This is a genomic window from Paenibacillus sp. FSL R10-2736 (assembly GCF_038000245.1).
Classification (GTDB): Bacteria; Bacillota; Bacilli; order Paenibacillales; family Paenibacillaceae; genus Paenibacillus_AQ; species Paenibacillus_AQ phytohabitans.
On the sequence record NZ_JBBOBN010000001.1, the window covers coordinates 1026697 to 1041476 of the forward strand.

Below are 14780 nucleotides of genomic sequence, written 5' to 3' on the forward strand. Positions count from 1 at the left end.
TGACCAGTTTTCGCTAAAATAAATATTTGCCTACGGGATGAATGTCCATGCCCCATCTGGGTAAACGGAGTAGGATACATAAAGTCTATTGGAGGTGCTGATTATGGGTCGTCCGGAACTTAAGAGAAAAAAACGTATTTGCAAAGATGATGTATTGGATTGTCCGCTGCCAAAAATTAAACGTCCGAAAAGAAAAATGCATGATAACAAATGCAACTGCAAGAAGATTATCGTCAAAAAGCAGATCGTCCGCGTTAATATTCCATTAGGGGCATTGGGAGCAGCCGGGGCAGCAGGTGCCCTGGGTGCTGCCGGAGCTGTAGAGGCGCTGGGAGCAGCTGGCGCTGCAGGTGCGGCAGGTGCGCTTGGCGCAGCAGGTGCAGGCGGAGCGCTCGGTGCACCGGGCGCCGCCGGAACACTCGGCGCAGTCGGCGCGGCCGGAGCGCTGGGCGCTGTAGGCGCAGCGGGTGCTTTGGGTGCCCGTGGAGCAACCGGCACATTGGGCGCCGTAGGTGCCGCCGGGCTGCTGGGAGCGGCTGGAGCCGCTGGAGCGCTAGGCGCAGTTGGAGCCACAGGCGCACTCGGCGCTGCGGGAGTCGCCGGCGCCTTGGGTGCTGCCGGAGCTGCCGGTGCAGCGGGAGCGCTGGGCGGGATCGGTCCGGCGGGAATTGCCGGACTGGTCGGTCCCGCAGGGCCGGCGGGCGCAGCAGGACCTGCAGGACCTGTAGGACCGGCAGGAGCGGCGGGGCCTGTAGGGCCAGCCGGAGCAGCAGGAGCAGTGGGGCCTGCAGGACCGGCCGGAGCAGCCGGGGCAGTGGGGCCTGTAGGACCGGCCGGAGCAGCCGGGGCAGCCGGGGCCACTGGTGCCACAGGTGCGGCCGGCCCGGCTGGAGCTACGGGAGCCGCAGGTCCGGCGGGGGCTACTGGAGCAACCGGAGCCGCTGGCGGGATTGCCCAGTTCGGTTATGTATATAACCTAGGCGCACAGGTGGTGCCAATTGAGGCGGATGTTTCTTTTGATACGAATGGGTTTCTTACGCCCGGGATTACGCATGCTCCGGGTACGACCACTATTTCGGTCACCAATGCGGGTGTCTACGAGGTTAATTTCTCGGTATCCGGTGTGGAGCCGAGCCAGTTTGCCTTATTCGTGAATGGCGCTCAGGTTCCGGGGACGGTATATGGTTCGGGTGCAGGAACACAGCAGAATACCGGGCAGGCCATTTTCTCCCTGTCTTCAGGAGATGTGCTGACGCTGAGAAATCACAGCTCGTCGGCAGCAGTCACACTGCAGACACTGGCTGGCGGAACACAGGCGAATGTCAATGCGTCGATTGTCATTAAGCAGCTGGCCTAGCAGTAGCAGAAACCAGAGTAAATTAAAGGTTACAGAACGGGCTTGGAGGGAGGCAGGGTACCGGATCGAGGGTATCCTGTCTTTTTGTTGTGCAGGAAATTACAAAATATAGGGTATTGCCGCAACCTAGAACCATTAGCCTCCGTCAGATTAAGAGCTAGAGAGGAAGAGGGGGAGATCATGAGTGTAGCCGCAAAGTTTAACTACAGGTATCTGATGATGATCATTGTGCTGGTCTTGACGGCCGGACTCACCCTGCTGTTAGCAGGCTGCGGGCAGGAAGAGAATTCTGCACCGGAACAGGTCCGTGTGCTGTCCCGGGAGGATGTCATTGCTGTTTTTGCCGGTCAGGGACTGGCGCTGCAGGCGGGTGAAGAGGTACCTGGCGCTATTTTTCAGCTGGAATTGAACGGGCTTAAGCCGCAGGTCTATTCCATGGACGGAGTGGAGCTGTCGCTATATCTCTTCGCTTCAGCAGAGGAGCGGGCTGCAGGCTGGGAAGAATTCGGGGAACAGACGGCTGCTGCGGATTTGATTCCTTTTAAAGCCTATCAGGAAGGGGCCATACTTATGTTCTACATCCACGGGCAATCTGCAGCAGAGGGACAGAAGTGGAATGAGCAGCTCGATAAGCGGCTGAAGGCAGCCATACGGGGATTGATTGCGGCGGAATAGGCGCATGCTTTTCGAATAAATTGTTATCCTCTTCCTTCGGTCTGGTTAAGATATATTAATATGTCTTACAGAGGCAGGAACCAATAGAAGCGGAGGGAATCTAAATTGAACCCCAAATGGTGGAAAGAAAGTGTTGCCTACCAGATTTATCCGATCAGCTTCATGGACAGCAATGGTGACGGGAAGGGCGATCTGCGCGGAGTGTTATCGAAGCTTGATTATTTGCAGGACCTCGGCGTAGATGTGATCTGGATCTGCCCGATTTATAAATCACCGAACCATGACAACGGCTATGATATCAGCGACTATTGCGGCATTATGAAGGAATTCGGCACGATGGATGATTTTGACATGCTGCTGCGCGAGATGCATACCCGCGGGATGAAGCTGATGATGGACCTGGTGCTGAATCATACCTCGCATGAGCATCCGTGGTTCGTTGAATCCAGAAGCTCGAAGGATAATCCCAAACGGGACTATTATATATGGAGAAAAGGGAAAAACGGCGGTCCGCCGAACAACTGGGAATCCTATTTCAGCGGTTCGGTCTGGGAGCTCGATCCCCGTACGGATGAATATTATCTGCATTTGTATTCCCGTTTTCAGCCCGATCTCAACTGGGAGAATCCCGCGGTGATCGACAAGCTGCATGAGATGGTGGAGTGGTGGCTGAAGAAGGGGGTTGACGGCTTCAGGTTTGATGCGATTGCCCATATTGTGAAGGCCGAGGGTTATCCGGATGCCCTGAATCCCGGCGGCACGCCGACCGTGCGCGCGTATGATATGTTCTCGAACCTGGAGCATGTGCATACGCTGCTGCAGAATCTGCATGATCAGGTGCTCTATTACTACGATATTATGACGGTGGGGGAAACCTCGGGTCTAGGGCCGGAGCAGGCGCTGGATTATGTCGGTGACGGACGGCGCGAGCTGAACATGACCTTCCAGTTCGAGCATATGAATCTGGATGCCGCTTCACCGGGCAGCGGGAAATGGGATGTCGTGCCCTGGAAGCTGGGTGACCTGAAGAAGATCATCAGCAACTGGCAGACCGTTCTGCATAACCGGGGCTGGAACGCCAACTATCTGTGCAACCATGATCAGCCGCGCTCGGTGTCGCGGTTCGGCAATGATCTGTTCTACCGTATCCCGTCAGCCAAAATGCTGGCCACCTTCATCCACATGCTGGAAGGCACCCCATACATTTATCAGGGTGAAGAAATTGGGATGACCAATGTCGCCTTCGAGTCGATTGATGATTACCGGGATGTAGAGACGCTGAACTTCTACGAGGAAAAGCGGACCGCCGGCGTTCCCGAAGCCGACATTATGGCCGCTATTCATACCAAAAGCCGCGATAATGCCCGCACGCCGATGCAGTGGGACGATGGTGAGGATGGCGGATTTACGACAGGGGTTCCCTGGATCAGGGTGAACTCGAACTCCCGGGAGATTAATGTGGCTAATGCAGTCAAGGACCCGGACTCCATCTACAATTACTATAAAAAGCTGATTCAGCTTAGAAAACAACATCAGGTGATCGTATACGGCGAATATGGGCTGCTGCTGGAAGAGCATCCCGAGATCTATGCCTACACCCGGACGCTGGAGGACCAGCGGCTGCTGGTTATTCTGAATTTCTATGAACATGAGCCGGTATTTGAGCTTCCGGAGGAATATCAGGCGGCGGAGAAGCAGGAGCTGCTGATCTCTAATTATCCTGCAGCCAAAGAGGATGATCTGCGCAGTCTGAAGCTGCGTCCGTATGAGGCGCGCGTATATCTGCAGCGCTTAAGCAGCAAAACGTAAGGCCGGACCCGGGTTCCCCGGACAGCCGACTGAAGAACCCAGAACAGCAGTCCGGGAGTGGTCTCCGGGGATTGCTGTTTTTTTTCACGAAAATAAATAATTATTCAATCTATGTTCCGGCTGAATTGTGATCCTGATGCTTTGTTTCCACAGTAAAAGACGGTACAATAAGCGTTATTAAAGAGAGGCATAAGACCGTACTGGGAAAAAGGCTGTGGAGGGAGTAATAGAGAGATGAGTGAGTGGTACGAAACAAGCTTTGGCGAGGACTATTTAATCGTATATAGACACAGGGACTTCGGCGGTGCACGCCATGAGGTGGAGACGATGATCGGCTGGCTGGACTTGCACAAGGGTGCCAGGGTGCTTGATCTCTGCTGCGGTATGGGCCGCCATTCGCTGGCTTTGTCGGACGCTGGTTATGAGGTGACCGGGGTTGATCTATCCGAGCCGCTGCTGCGTGAAGCGCGTTCGCAGGCGGGTGCGGAAGCCGTAACCTGGCTGCGGTCTGATATGCGTGAGCTTCCCTTGGAGGGCGGATTCGACGCAGTGGTCAATTTGTTTACTTCGTTCGGATATTTCGAAGAAGACGAGGAGCAGATCAAGGTGCTGAAGGAAATCTGCCGGATGCTGAAGCCGGAGGGCAAATTTATTATTGATTTTCTGAATCCGGCCTATGTCATCCACCATCTGGTGCCCCACTCTGTCCGTGAGGACGGGGATACTCTGATCGATGAATCACGCCGGATTGAGGAGGGTTACGTGAAGAAGGATATCCTTCTGATCTCGAAGGCCGGGGGGGCGCCCCGGAAATATCATGAACGGGTGAAGCTCTATTCCGTGGACAATTTCCGCGAGATGATCGCTGCTGCCGGGCTGCGGCTTGAAGCTGTGCATGGCAGCTACGATGAAGAGGAATATGATGCTGAGTCCTCAACCCGGATGATCTTCACAGGAGCTAGACCATAGATGGCGGCGGGAAGAAGAGCCGGAGGAGGAGAGAGGATTTTGCACAAGGCGGATATTCAATCTTGGGATGGCGGAGTTCTGCAGGTATCTGTGCCGATGGGGCTGCCGCTCCGTCAGGTGAACAGTTATATTCTGCCTGACCGGGACGGCAGGATTACGGTGATTGACCCGGGCCCTCACACCCCGGATGCAGAGCTTGCCTGGCAGGGCGTGCTGGAGGAATTGGATCTGTCCTGGTCCAAGGTGCGGGACATCGTCGTTACCCATCATCATCCCGACCATTATGGTCTTGCCGGCTGGATGCAGTCGCGCAGCGGTGCTCGGGTCTGGATGTCGGAGCGGGCTCATGCCGAAGCCGGCCTGGCCTGGGGCAGCGGGGCGATTCTGGATGAGGCTTTGCCGCTGTTCTTCCTGCGGCACGGCATGCCGGAGGTCTGGATTCAGGGCATCCGGGAGCATCTGGAGAGCTTCCGGCCGGAGGTGACCCCGCAGCCGGAGGTCACCTATATCAATGAGGCGGAGCCGTTTGTGATGGGCAGCCGCAAATGGCAGGTTCTGATGACCGGCGGGCATGCGCCGGGTCATGTGTCGCTCTACCACGGCGGCAGCGGGCAAATCTTCTGCGGCGATGCTGTGCTGCCGCAGATTTCGCCCAATGTCGGCCTGCAGCCGGGCAGCGATCCGCAGCCGCTGCGGACGTATCTGCAGGGGCTGCGGGAGCTGCGCAGCCTTGAGGTGCAGCTGGCGTTCCCGGGCCACCGGGAACCGTTCAGCGGGTTCACGGCGCGGGCGGACAGCCTGCTCCGGCATCATGAGGAGCGGCTGGATACTACAGCCGCATTGCTTGCCGGCGGACCGCTGAGCGGGTTCGCCGTCTGTGAGGGGCTGTTCCGCAGCCGGATCGCGACTGCGCATCAGATGCGGTTCGCGATGAGCGAGGCGCTGGCCCATCTGGCCGAGCTGGTGCGCCGGGAGCGGGCGGCCGAGACAGAGGACGGCCCCGGCGGGAGCATATTGTTCACGGCGGCGGTGTCCGGATAAGCTGCAATAGGATGCTTGTTGCAGACATAAGTCCATCTGTGCCCGTTGCCGTCTCTCCATGAGGCTGTTCTTACAACAGTCGCGTGAACCTTACCCTTTACTGTTACTACTACTACGACTACTTCCAATACCAAACAACTACCAGAATACAGCATACTTAAGAGAAACGGGCACTATCCGCCAAGGAGGGTACCCGTTTTTTGTGTTAGTTAGAAAAGTACCAAGTTACTCCGAGTGTGAGAATAAGAAGCTTCTGAATCCGCCGGAAGTGGGCGATACGAGAAAGTGAAAGGTATAAATCCCTCTAAATCCGCCAGAAGTGGGCATCTGGACCCAATGTATGCGAAAAATCGAATACAATGAGCTGGCGCGAGGGTAACCCGGCCCATTGTATGCGAAAAATCGAATACAATGAGCTAGCATGAAGGTAATCGGACCAAAGGTATGCGAAAAATCGAATACAATGTGCCAGCGTGAAGGTAATGGGGCCTAATGTATGCGAAAAATCGAATACAATGTGCCAGCGCGAAGGTAATCAGGCCGAATGTATGCGAAAAATCGAATACATTGGGCTAGCATGAAGGTAATGGGGCCTAATGTATGTGAAAAATCGAATACAATGAGCTACCCCGAAGGCAATCGGGTCCAATGTATGCGAAAAATCGAATACATTGTGCCCAGCGCGAAGGTAATCAGGCCCGATGTATGCGAAAAATCGAATACAATGTGCTACCGCGAAGGTAACCAGGCCCGATGTATGCGAAAAATCGAATACAATGTGCCAGCGCGAAGGTAATGGGGCCGAATGTATGCGAAAAATCGAATACATTAGGCTACCACGAAGGTAACCGGGCCCAATGTGTCCCGTTGTGCTGAAACGTTGTGCCATATAGCGAGTATGGTGGGTAGGGCAGAGCAGAGCACGGTGACGATGTGCACACTTGTTGATTTATTAACATTTGTTAAATATAATAAGTGCAACTAAGCAACTGGACGACAGATGAAAAGGAGAAGCTTATGGACAGACGTATCGGCAAAACGCGGGAAGCTATTTTCGAGGCTTTTATCAGCCTGATGGCCGAGAAGAACTTTGAGCAGATTACGGTAAATGAGATCGCAGCGCGTGCCAATGTAAGCAGAGGTACAATCTATCTCCATTACGTAGACAAGTACGATCTGCTGGATCAGTGTATAGAGACGCAAATGGAACAGCTGTGCGAGAGCTGCCTGGCCGGCGGGGAGAACGCCCATATCGCCTCCGGGGGCGCGCTGCTGCGCACAGCCGAATATCTGGAGCGGCACGCACGGGTCTTCACTACACTGCTTAACAATAAAGGCGTTCCCGCCTTCCGGACCCGTCTGCATGCGATTCTGCTGCAGGGTCTAAGTGAGCAGATCGACATGAGCGGCCTGAACCGCGGGATGAACAAAGAGATGCTGATCCAATTCCTGGCATCGGCTGTAGTAGGTGTAATGGAGTGGTGGATCACCCATTCGATGCCATACCCGGCCAAAGAAATGATCGAAGACATTCTGGCTCTGATGGAGCGCAATCAAATGGCACCACGGCCGCTGGATACTGTGCAATAGATCTGTAGAAGCTGGCAGGTTGCAACATTATTCCGAAAAAAAGACATCCCGCTGTTTATATGCAGCAATTGATGTAGTAGCTCCGAGCGGAATTCAGTGATAGTTGTAGAACGTACACTTAAAAACAGCTAAACGGTAGGCTAGTATCATATAACTGTATTCTGTACAACTAAATCTGCCTGAATGGTGAGAACCAATCTATAAATCGCAGTTTAATTGTACGAAATACAACTAAACGGATAATCGGTTGTAAATCAGACGATTTAGTTGTACAAAGTGCAATTAAGCATACCGCCTAATACGTAATCGGGTCACTGCAAATCCTCAGTAAGCGAAGCCGGATCGATTTTTTCATTTTGGACGGGTTGTTGACCTTGTATTTAACCGGATGCTGCGTGAGCTTCTTGGCGACGATTTTGGCTTCGAAGGATACTTTATCACCGGGATTAAGCTCCAGCTTCTTCAGCGTGGCGCTGTGGCTGGACCAGACTTCCTCAATCGCCAGATCATGGCCTTCTACCGAAACGGCTTCATATATAATAACTTCATCATCGTTATCCGAGAAATGATTGGGGACGGTTGTGAACTCTTTGACCCTAGCGGTAATCGCGAGCTTGTCTTCAGGCAGCTGGACAGCGGCTTTCTTTTTGGAGGCGGCTGCTTTTTTCTGCGGAATTTCCGGTATCGCTTGCTTTGCTGAATCTGAATCTGCGCTTTCCGGCGCAGACAGAATCTCCTTGCTTGCTGTTTCTGCCTCCGGTACTTCCTGACTTTCCTGCTCCTCCAGAACGTTCACGGCTGGCAGAGTCGCTTCCGTTACCTCTGTGGAATCATCCGCCTTGGCTGCTTCAGCCGCCGCCGCGCGTTGTCCGAAGGCAGCGGTCTGCATTTCTTTCAGATAGGCTGGATGAATGCAGTGCTGCTGTTTATTCTCAAACTGTATCACCACGGTCTGACTGTCCACGTAGCCTACAATTTCTACCGGCAGTGTGAGGCCGTTTCTTTTGTACTGATAAGTTTTGACCCGGGTGGCTGTAGCGGGCAGGAGATTCCATTCCTTACAACGGTCAATCAGCTCATCTTCACTGTCAAAATCAAGAACGGACACAGGCTCAACTACAAACGAATAGGTCATTCATACTTCGCACCTTTCAAAATAAAATCAATGTAATATCGTTTTACTCCGGCTCCTCATTCTCCGGGACACTCCTCCGCGCGGCTTCTTCAACATCCTCCGGCGCATGGGGCAGCCCAAGCTCCTGTTCGCGTTCTGCCTGCTTCCGGTGGGCAATACGGCTGCTGGCAGCTGCGGCTACAGCACCTACGATGTCATCCAGATACGTATGGATCTGGCCGATTGTCTTGTCATTCAGCCTCTCCAGTACTCCAGGCTTCAGCTTGTCCACATAGCCATAGTTAGTGAAGCCGATGCTGCCATATACATTCACGATGGAGAACGCCAGAATCTCATCCACCCCGTACAGCCCTTCATCATTCTCAATCATATCCTGCAGGGGAGCGAACAGCTTGCCTTCCTCGGCCAGTACATCAAGCTGGATACCGGTCAGCACCGCATTCTGCACCTCTCTTTTGCTCAGTACCATCTCTACATTATGAACGCATTCTTCCATTGTCAGGTTCGGATAATACTTCTTCTGCAGCAGCATGACAAGCTCGGCAATCTCAAGTATGGTTACCCCGCGTTTCTGCAGCCAGAACCGGGTGGCTTCGGCGACGGCTTTGCTGTTGAGGCTGTAAGGGATTTTGGCATCAGTCATGAGAAGTCCTCCATTCGTAAGTAAGTTAGGATAGCTGTTTGTACTAAATTGTACGCAAGCGGCAGACTGATGTCCAGAACCGTGCGGATTCGCGGGCTGTATCTGGCTGCATCTGGCAGTGTGCTGGCCGTATCCAGCTCTGTCTGCCCGCCCGGACAGAACTTCTGCAATTTTGGATAAGCTGTTGTTATTTTTTGGACTAAGGGCTCGTATACATAGCAGTACAAACTGATCTTAGCGTTGAAAGGGGTAATGAAGATTGAATAAGCCTATGAAACACATCCGCGGGGTTTCCGCGGCTTGCCTGCTGGCCGTTCCGATTATGCTCTCCGGCTGCAGTCTGTTCGGTTCGGAATCGGCAGCCGTAGACCCGCCTCCGGGTGAAGTCGAAGCACAAATGCTGCAGGTCAGCGGAGAAGGCACACTCGACACCGGGGTTCTGGGACCGGTCTCGCTGGATGAGAGTGATCTCGCAGCGGGGGTTAAAGATGCGGCAGTCTCCGCTGCGGCTGGAGAACGGACAACCGTGTACCTGGAGGATCAGCACGGCCTGTTGGCACCGGTGTCTCTGGCTCTTCCGCAAGGGGAGGGCACAGCAATGCTGGAGGACTCTCTTACTGCGCTAGTCAGCAAGGGGGCATACAAATCTGTACTGCCTGAGGGCTTCCAGGGTGTACTGCCGGCAGGGACGGAAGTGAACAATGTATCTATCGGCCAGGATAAAGTGGCCATCGTTGAATTCAATTCGGCATTCAATGACTATGCTCCGGCGGATGAACGCAAAATTCTGGAGGCAGTCACTTGGACCCTGACGGGTCAGGAAGACATCCAGGGCGTACAGCTCTGGGTCGATGGCAAAAAGCTAACCGAAATGCCGCTGCAGGGTACTCCGCTGGATCGGCCGCTGTCCCGCGCCATGGGCATTAACCTGCCGAAGCAGAGTGCGCTCATGATGAACTCCAGCGCAGTGACCGTCTACTTCTCTGCTGCTTCTCCGGATGGCATTCACCAGTATTATGTTCCGGTTACGCGGTTTGTACCCGCAGGGGGAGATTCGGTGAAGGCAGCTCTGAACGAGCTGATTGCCGGTCCACAGTCCGAGAATGGCCTGGAGATGGTCATGACTCAGGGCACGGTGGTGGATTCCGTGGAAGCAGGCCAGAATGGGGTAGTTACCGTTTCCCTGAAGGATGAGATGTTCGAAGGCAGCACAAGCGTTCCTGAAGAAATGCTCGAATCAGTTGTGCTGACGGTTGCCCAGAATACGGACGATGCCCTGGTGCAGATCCGCCTGAACGGTAAAGAAACAGTTACGGGAACCAATAATATCGATTACGGCCAGCCGGTCTCGGCACCGGAATATGTGAACGAGCTGCCGCTGTAGAAGGATATGCATGGCAAGTGGAAAGGGCTGGGCGTCCTTTTAAAGCATATGCTTTCGAAGCAGCGCTACTACGTACCGCTTTCAGGTACCCGTTTCAGCGAGAAAGATAAGGAATATTTATGGCGTGTAGCGTATAAATTCTTATCTTTTTAAAAAGATGCTTTTGTGCCTGCTCTTTGATAGAATAAAGGTTCATTGATCCGGATATCTTGACAGGAATAGCGGTGCCGTTCTCTGAAGCAGAGGACGGCACCCGTTTCTGCGTATAAGATAAGGGATGGATTCGTGTACACACAAACTTAGGGCTATACGATGTAGGAGGCAGAAAAGATGAGATCAAACGGGCGCCAAGAAGACCAGCTCCGGCCGCTGACGATAACCACCCAAACCAACAAATATGCAGAGGGCTCTGTAATTATTGAGATGGGAGATACCAAAGTCATCTGCACGGCAACCGTGGATGAGAAAGTTCCGCCGTTTCTGAAAGGACAAGGCAAAGGCTGGGTCACTGCCGAATATTCCATGCTTCCCCGGGCCACCCAGACCCGTAACCAGCGCGAAGCAGCACGCGGCAAGCTTACCGGACGGACGATGGAAATTCAGCGTCTGATCGGACGGGCACTCCGTTCCGTAGTGAATCTGCAGGCACTGGGCGAACGCAGTATTACGCTGGATTGCGATGTGATTCAGGCGGACGGGGGGACACGGACAGCTTCGATTACGGGCGCTTTTGTAGCGATGGCCTTTGCCATGAATAAGCTTGCGCTGCAGCACAAGCTGGCGGTATTTCCGATTACGGATTACCTGGCGGCGATCAGCGTCGGTGTCGTCGGTGACAAAACGCTGCTCGATCTGAACTATGAAGAGGATTCCAAAGCGAAGGTTGATATGAATGTGGTTATGACAGGCAACGGCGCGTTTGTTGAAGTGCAGGGTACCGGCGAAGAACGGCCGTTTACCCGCCAGGAGCTTGACCAGCTGCTGGGTCTGGGCGAGAAGGGGATCTACGAGCTGATCGCCGTTCAAAAAGAAGTACTGGGCCCCATTGCGCTCAAAATCCCTTCCGGCCAGCCTGGCCAAGAGGTGTAATATGAAGTCCGGCAGCGGGATTCTGATTGTCGCGACGAAGAATAAAGGCAAGGTGCGGGAGTTCCAGCATGCCTTTGCTCCCCTTGGACTCACCGTCAAAAGCATGTTCGATTACCCCGATCTGCCGGATGTGGTGGAGGACGGGGTGACTTTTGCCGAGAATGCCTTCAAAAAATCCCGGGCGGTAGGGGATGCACTCGGATTTCCGGTGCTTGCGGATGATTCCGGTCTATGCGTGGAAGCGCTGGACGGCAGTCCGGGAGTATACTCGGCCCGCTACGCCGGGGAGCCTGCAGATGATGAAGCGAACAACCTGAAGCTGCTGAGTGAGCTGGAGCGGCTGAAGCAGGGTGAGGATACCGGCCAGCCGCTGCTCAGTCCGGCCCGGTTCGTCTGTGCTCTGTCGTTGTATGATCCGGCAGACGGGCGTGAGCTGACGGCGGAAGGAACGGTGGAAGGCTGGATTACCTCGGAGCCTGCGGGCGGCGGAGGCTTCGGCTATGACCCGCTCTTCTATCTTCCGCAGTTTGAGAAGACGATGGCGGAGCTGACGCTGGAAGAGAAGCAGGCGGTCAGCCACCGGGGCGCAGCACTGCGCCTGCTGACGGAGAAGCTTGCTGCCGCGCAGCGGGACGTGAAATAGAAGCTGAAGCTTATCCGGAAGCCTCCATGCATGTGTAACATGCACGGGGCTTCCGGATTTTTTATTGTGATATGGAAATTAGATGATAATCCCCCCTCAGTATGGAAATTTACCCCTAGCGCAGCAGCGTGCTTTGTATGAGAATAAGAGTTGACTTCACCCCTTTCGAACATTCTGCATTCTTCCGCTACCCCATTCCCTTCACAAGTTTTGCAAACAGAGGCAGCCTAGCTGAATGACGCAAAACTTACTACACAAGCATAAGCCATAGTTACGAGTAGACACCCGGCAAGAGAGCACGAGATCCGCAGGTATGCAGCTTAGCTGCGCTTTTTTGGGCTGGACTATAGTATTCAGCCTGCTAGTAGTGAATTTAATAGATTTACAGGGTGGGGGTCAATAGGGTCCTGGAGGTGAGTGCTGAAGCTTTCTGTTTGGGTAACGCATTGAACCGGGGAGGTAATAACGAAATGGTCTTTATCAAAAGTAAATCTCGTAAACCCTTTGTGCTTGGCTTGGCGGCAGTTCTTATCCTTACCCTTTTTTCGGCTTTCGGTACAAATACCAGAACGGCTAATGCAGCTTCGGATTACAAGCTTGTCGGGTATTATGCTTCCTGGGCTGCTTACGGGCGGGCCTATAATGTAACGGATATTGATCCTAATAAAATGAATGTAATCAACTATGCATTTGCGGATATTTGCTGGAACGGGATACACGGTAATCCAGACCCTACCGGTCCGAATCCGGTAACCTGGTCCTGTCAGAACGAGCAAGGCCAGACGATCAGCGTTCCGAACGGAACCATTGTGCTGGGCGATCCCTGGATCGATGCCCAGAAAAGCTTCGGCGACGATAAATGGGATGACCCGATCAAGGGTAACCTGAAGCAGCTCTGGAAGCTGAAGGAGAAGAATCCGAATCTGAAGACGGTCATCTCCGTCGGCGGCTGGACGTGGTCGAACCGCTTCTCAGATGTGGCTGCGACTGCGGCAACCCGTGAGGTATTCGCCAATTCCGCCGTTGATTTCATCCGCAAATACCAGATGGACGGCGTTGATCTGGACTGGGAATACCCGGTCAGCGGAGGACTGGCGGGCAACAGCTACCGTCCGGAGGATAAACAGAACTATGTTCTGCTGCTGCAGAAGATCCGCGAGAAGCTGAATGCGGCAGGAACTGCCGACGGCAAAACGTATCTGCTGACCATTGCTTCCGGCGCAGGACCTGCTTATATCCAGAACAATAATCTCAGCGGGATCGCTGCAGTGGTGGACTGGATTAATATCATGACCTATGACTTCAACGGAAGCTGGAACACGACTACCGGCCACAACGCGCCGCTCTACTATGATCCGGCCGCAGCTTCATCGGGGCTGACGGAGCCGGCGAATTACAATATCGACAAAGCGGTTACCAGCTATCTGAGTGCCGGCGTGCCGGCGGGTAAACTGGTGCTCGGCATGCCGTTCTATGGCAGAGGCTGGGGCGGTGCTCCAGCTGCGGGGAACGGCCAGTACCAGGTCTCGGCAGGAATCTCCTCCACAGGTACCTGGGAGAAGGGCAACTATGACTTCAGTGATCTGGAAGCCAACTACATCAATAAGAACGGCTACACCCGCTACTGGAACAATACTTCAAAGGTTCCTTATCTTTATAATCCTTCAAATCAGACCTTTATCAGCTACGATGATGTAGAATCCATCGGCTACAAAACAAGTTATCTGAAATCCAAAGGCCTGGCCGGAGCCATGTTCTGGGAGACCAGCGGCGACCGTAACCGGACACTGCAGACTAAGCTGAGCGCTGATCTTGGCGGCGGAGTGGTAACTCCTTCACCAACGCCTTCGGCAACTCCAAGCCCTACGCCAACAGCTACAGTGAAACCATCGGCAACACCTAGTGCAACCCCATCGCCGACACCTACGGCAACGGTCAAGCCGAGTGCCACACCGACTGCAACAGTTACACCTACTGCAACACCAGGCCAATGTACGGCAGCGGCTTGGAGTTCAACCGCCGTCTACACTCAAGGACAGCAGGCCTCCTACGGCGGACTGCTCTATCAAGCCCAGTGGTGGACGCAGGGCGAACGGCCGGATCTCAGCGGTGCCTTCGGAGTCTGGAGGGTTGTCGGCACTTGCGGCAACACTACACCGCAGCCTTCCGCTACAGCCACTCCCACTGTAAGTCCTTCGGCTACGCCGACAGCAGCACCAACCGCGACGCCTGTGGTGACGGCAACCCCGACGGCAACAACGGGTGCCTCAGCCTGGGCTGCCGGAATTGCCTATAAAGCGGGCGATGTTGTAACCTACAGCGGGAAATCATATACCTGTCTGCAGGCACACACCTCGCTGGTAAGCTGGGAGCCGTCTACAACACCGGCTCTCTGGAAGCTGAACTGATTTTAATTGGAATCCGGGTTAATCCACTGAATTCGCC

The 14780-nt window shown here is 54.1% G+C and carries 12 protein-coding genes; 10 read left to right on the forward strand and 2 right to left on the reverse strand.

What is annotated here, in order from left to right; all coding sequences use genetic code 11:
* The first annotated feature begins 103 nt into the window (after positions 1 to 103).
* The 6 genes from NSQ73_RS04540 (at position 104) to NSQ73_RS04565 (ending at position 7441) form a co-directional block, all read left to right on the forward strand.
* Positions 104 to 1357: a BclA C-terminal domain-containing protein gene (locus NSQ73_RS04540; RefSeq protein WP_340985520.1), complete on the forward strand. Its 1254-nt coding sequence runs from the start codon at positions 104 to 106 to the stop codon at positions 1355 to 1357.
* 180 nt (positions 1358 to 1537) lie between these two features.
* Positions 1538 to 2032, forward strand: a complete 495-nt coding sequence (locus NSQ73_RS04545; RefSeq protein WP_340985521.1) for a hypothetical protein — start codon at positions 1538 to 1540, stop codon at positions 2030 to 2032.
* A 105-nt stretch (positions 2033 to 2137) separates the two neighbouring features.
* Positions 2138 to 3841 carry a glycoside hydrolase family 13 protein gene (locus tag NSQ73_RS04550; protein WP_340985522.1) on the forward strand — a complete coding sequence of 568 codons (1704 nt, stop codon included), beginning with the start codon at positions 2138 to 2140 and terminating at the stop codon, positions 3839 to 3841.
* A gap of 234 nt (positions 3842 to 4075) precedes the next feature.
* On the forward strand, positions 4076 to 4810 hold the full coding sequence (locus NSQ73_RS04555; protein ID WP_340985523.1) for a class I SAM-dependent methyltransferase: 735 nt from the start codon (positions 4076 to 4078) through the stop codon (positions 4808 to 4810).
* A 39-nt stretch (positions 4811 to 4849) separates the two neighbouring features.
* Positions 4850 to 5851 carry an MBL fold metallo-hydrolase gene (locus NSQ73_RS04560; RefSeq protein ID WP_039297806.1) on the forward strand — a complete coding sequence of 334 codons (1002 nt, stop codon included), beginning with the start codon at positions 4850 to 4852 and terminating at the stop codon, positions 5849 to 5851.
* 1017 nt (positions 5852 to 6868) lie between these two features.
* Positions 6869 to 7441, forward strand: a complete 573-nt coding sequence (locus NSQ73_RS04565; protein WP_042239072.1) for a TetR/AcrR family transcriptional regulator — start codon at positions 6869 to 6871, stop codon at positions 7439 to 7441.
* Between the two features lie 295 nt (positions 7442 to 7736).
* Here NSQ73_RS04565 and NSQ73_RS04570 read toward each other — a convergent pair whose 3' ends face one another.
* Both NSQ73_RS04570 and NSQ73_RS04575 read right to left on the reverse strand, forming a co-directional pair.
* Positions 7737 to 8576 (reverse strand): hypothetical protein, encoded by an 840-nt coding sequence (locus NSQ73_RS04570; RefSeq protein ID WP_340985524.1) that lies wholly within the window; start codon positions 8574 to 8576, stop codon positions 7737 to 7739.
* 43 nt (positions 8577 to 8619) lie between these two features.
* The gene (locus NSQ73_RS04575; protein WP_340985525.1) at positions 8620 to 9219 is read right to left on the reverse strand and encodes a phosphatidylglycerophosphatase A family protein; all 600 of its coding nucleotides are present in this window, start codon (positions 9217 to 9219) and stop codon (positions 8620 to 8622) included.
* 271 nt (positions 9220 to 9490) lie between these two features.
* Between NSQ73_RS04575 and NSQ73_RS04580 the strand changes: the two genes are divergently transcribed.
* The 4 genes from NSQ73_RS04580 (at position 9491) to NSQ73_RS04595 (ending at position 14743) form a co-directional block, all read left to right on the forward strand.
* The gene (locus tag NSQ73_RS04580) at positions 9491 to 10603 is read left to right on the forward strand and encodes a GerMN domain-containing protein (protein ID WP_340989187.1); all 1113 of its coding nucleotides are present in this window, start codon (positions 9491 to 9493) and stop codon (positions 10601 to 10603) included.
* A gap of 330 nt (positions 10604 to 10933) precedes the next feature.
* On the forward strand, positions 10934 to 11692 hold the full coding sequence (gene rph, locus NSQ73_RS04585; protein ID WP_340985526.1) for a ribonuclease PH: 759 nt from the start codon (positions 10934 to 10936) through the stop codon (positions 11690 to 11692).
* Position 11693: 1 nt separating this feature from the next.
* Entirely contained in the window at positions 11694 to 12335 is a 642-nt protein-coding gene (locus tag NSQ73_RS04590) for an XTP/dITP diphosphatase (RefSeq protein ID WP_039297683.1), read from the forward strand.
* Positions 12336 to 12805: 470 nt separating this feature from the next.
* Positions 12806 to 14743: a glycosyl hydrolase family 18 protein gene (locus NSQ73_RS04595; RefSeq protein WP_340985527.1), complete on the forward strand. Its 1938-nt coding sequence runs from the start codon at positions 12806 to 12808 to the stop codon at positions 14741 to 14743.
* Positions 14744 to 14780: the final 37 nt, after the last annotated feature.

Coding starts and splice junctions, on each gene's coding strand:
- NSQ73_RS04595 (WP_340985527.1), top strand. CDS start 12,806: ATGGTCTTTATCAAAAGTAAATCTCGTAAACCCTTTGTGCTTGGCTTG.
- NSQ73_RS04555 (WP_340985523.1), top strand. CDS start 4,076: ATGAGTGAGTGGTACGAAACAAGCTTTGGCGAGGACTATTTAATCGTA.
- NSQ73_RS04590 (WP_039297683.1), top strand. CDS start 11,694: ATGAAGTCCGGCAGCGGGATTCTGATTGTCGCGACGAAGAATAAAGGC.
- rph (WP_340985526.1), top strand. CDS start 10,934: ATGAGATCAAACGGGCGCCAAGAAGACCAGCTCCGGCCGCTGACGATA.
- NSQ73_RS04575 (WP_340985525.1), bottom strand. CDS start 9,219: ATGACTGATGCCAAAATCCCTTACAGCCTCAACAGCAAAGCCGTCGCC.
- NSQ73_RS04540 (WP_340985520.1), top strand. CDS start 104: ATGGGTCGTCCGGAACTTAAGAGAAAAAAACGTATTTGCAAAGATGAT.
- NSQ73_RS04570 (WP_340985524.1), bottom strand. CDS start 8,576: ATGACCTATTCGTTTGTAGTTGAGCCTGTGTCCGTTCTTGATTTTGAC.
- NSQ73_RS04545 (WP_340985521.1), top strand. CDS start 1,538: ATGAGTGTAGCCGCAAAGTTTAACTACAGGTATCTGATGATGATCATT.
- NSQ73_RS04580 (WP_340989187.1), top strand. CDS start 9,491: ATGAAACACATCCGCGGGGTTTCCGCGGCTTGCCTGCTGGCCGTTCCG.
- NSQ73_RS04565 (WP_042239072.1), top strand. CDS start 6,869: ATGGACAGACGTATCGGCAAAACGCGGGAAGCTATTTTCGAGGCTTTT.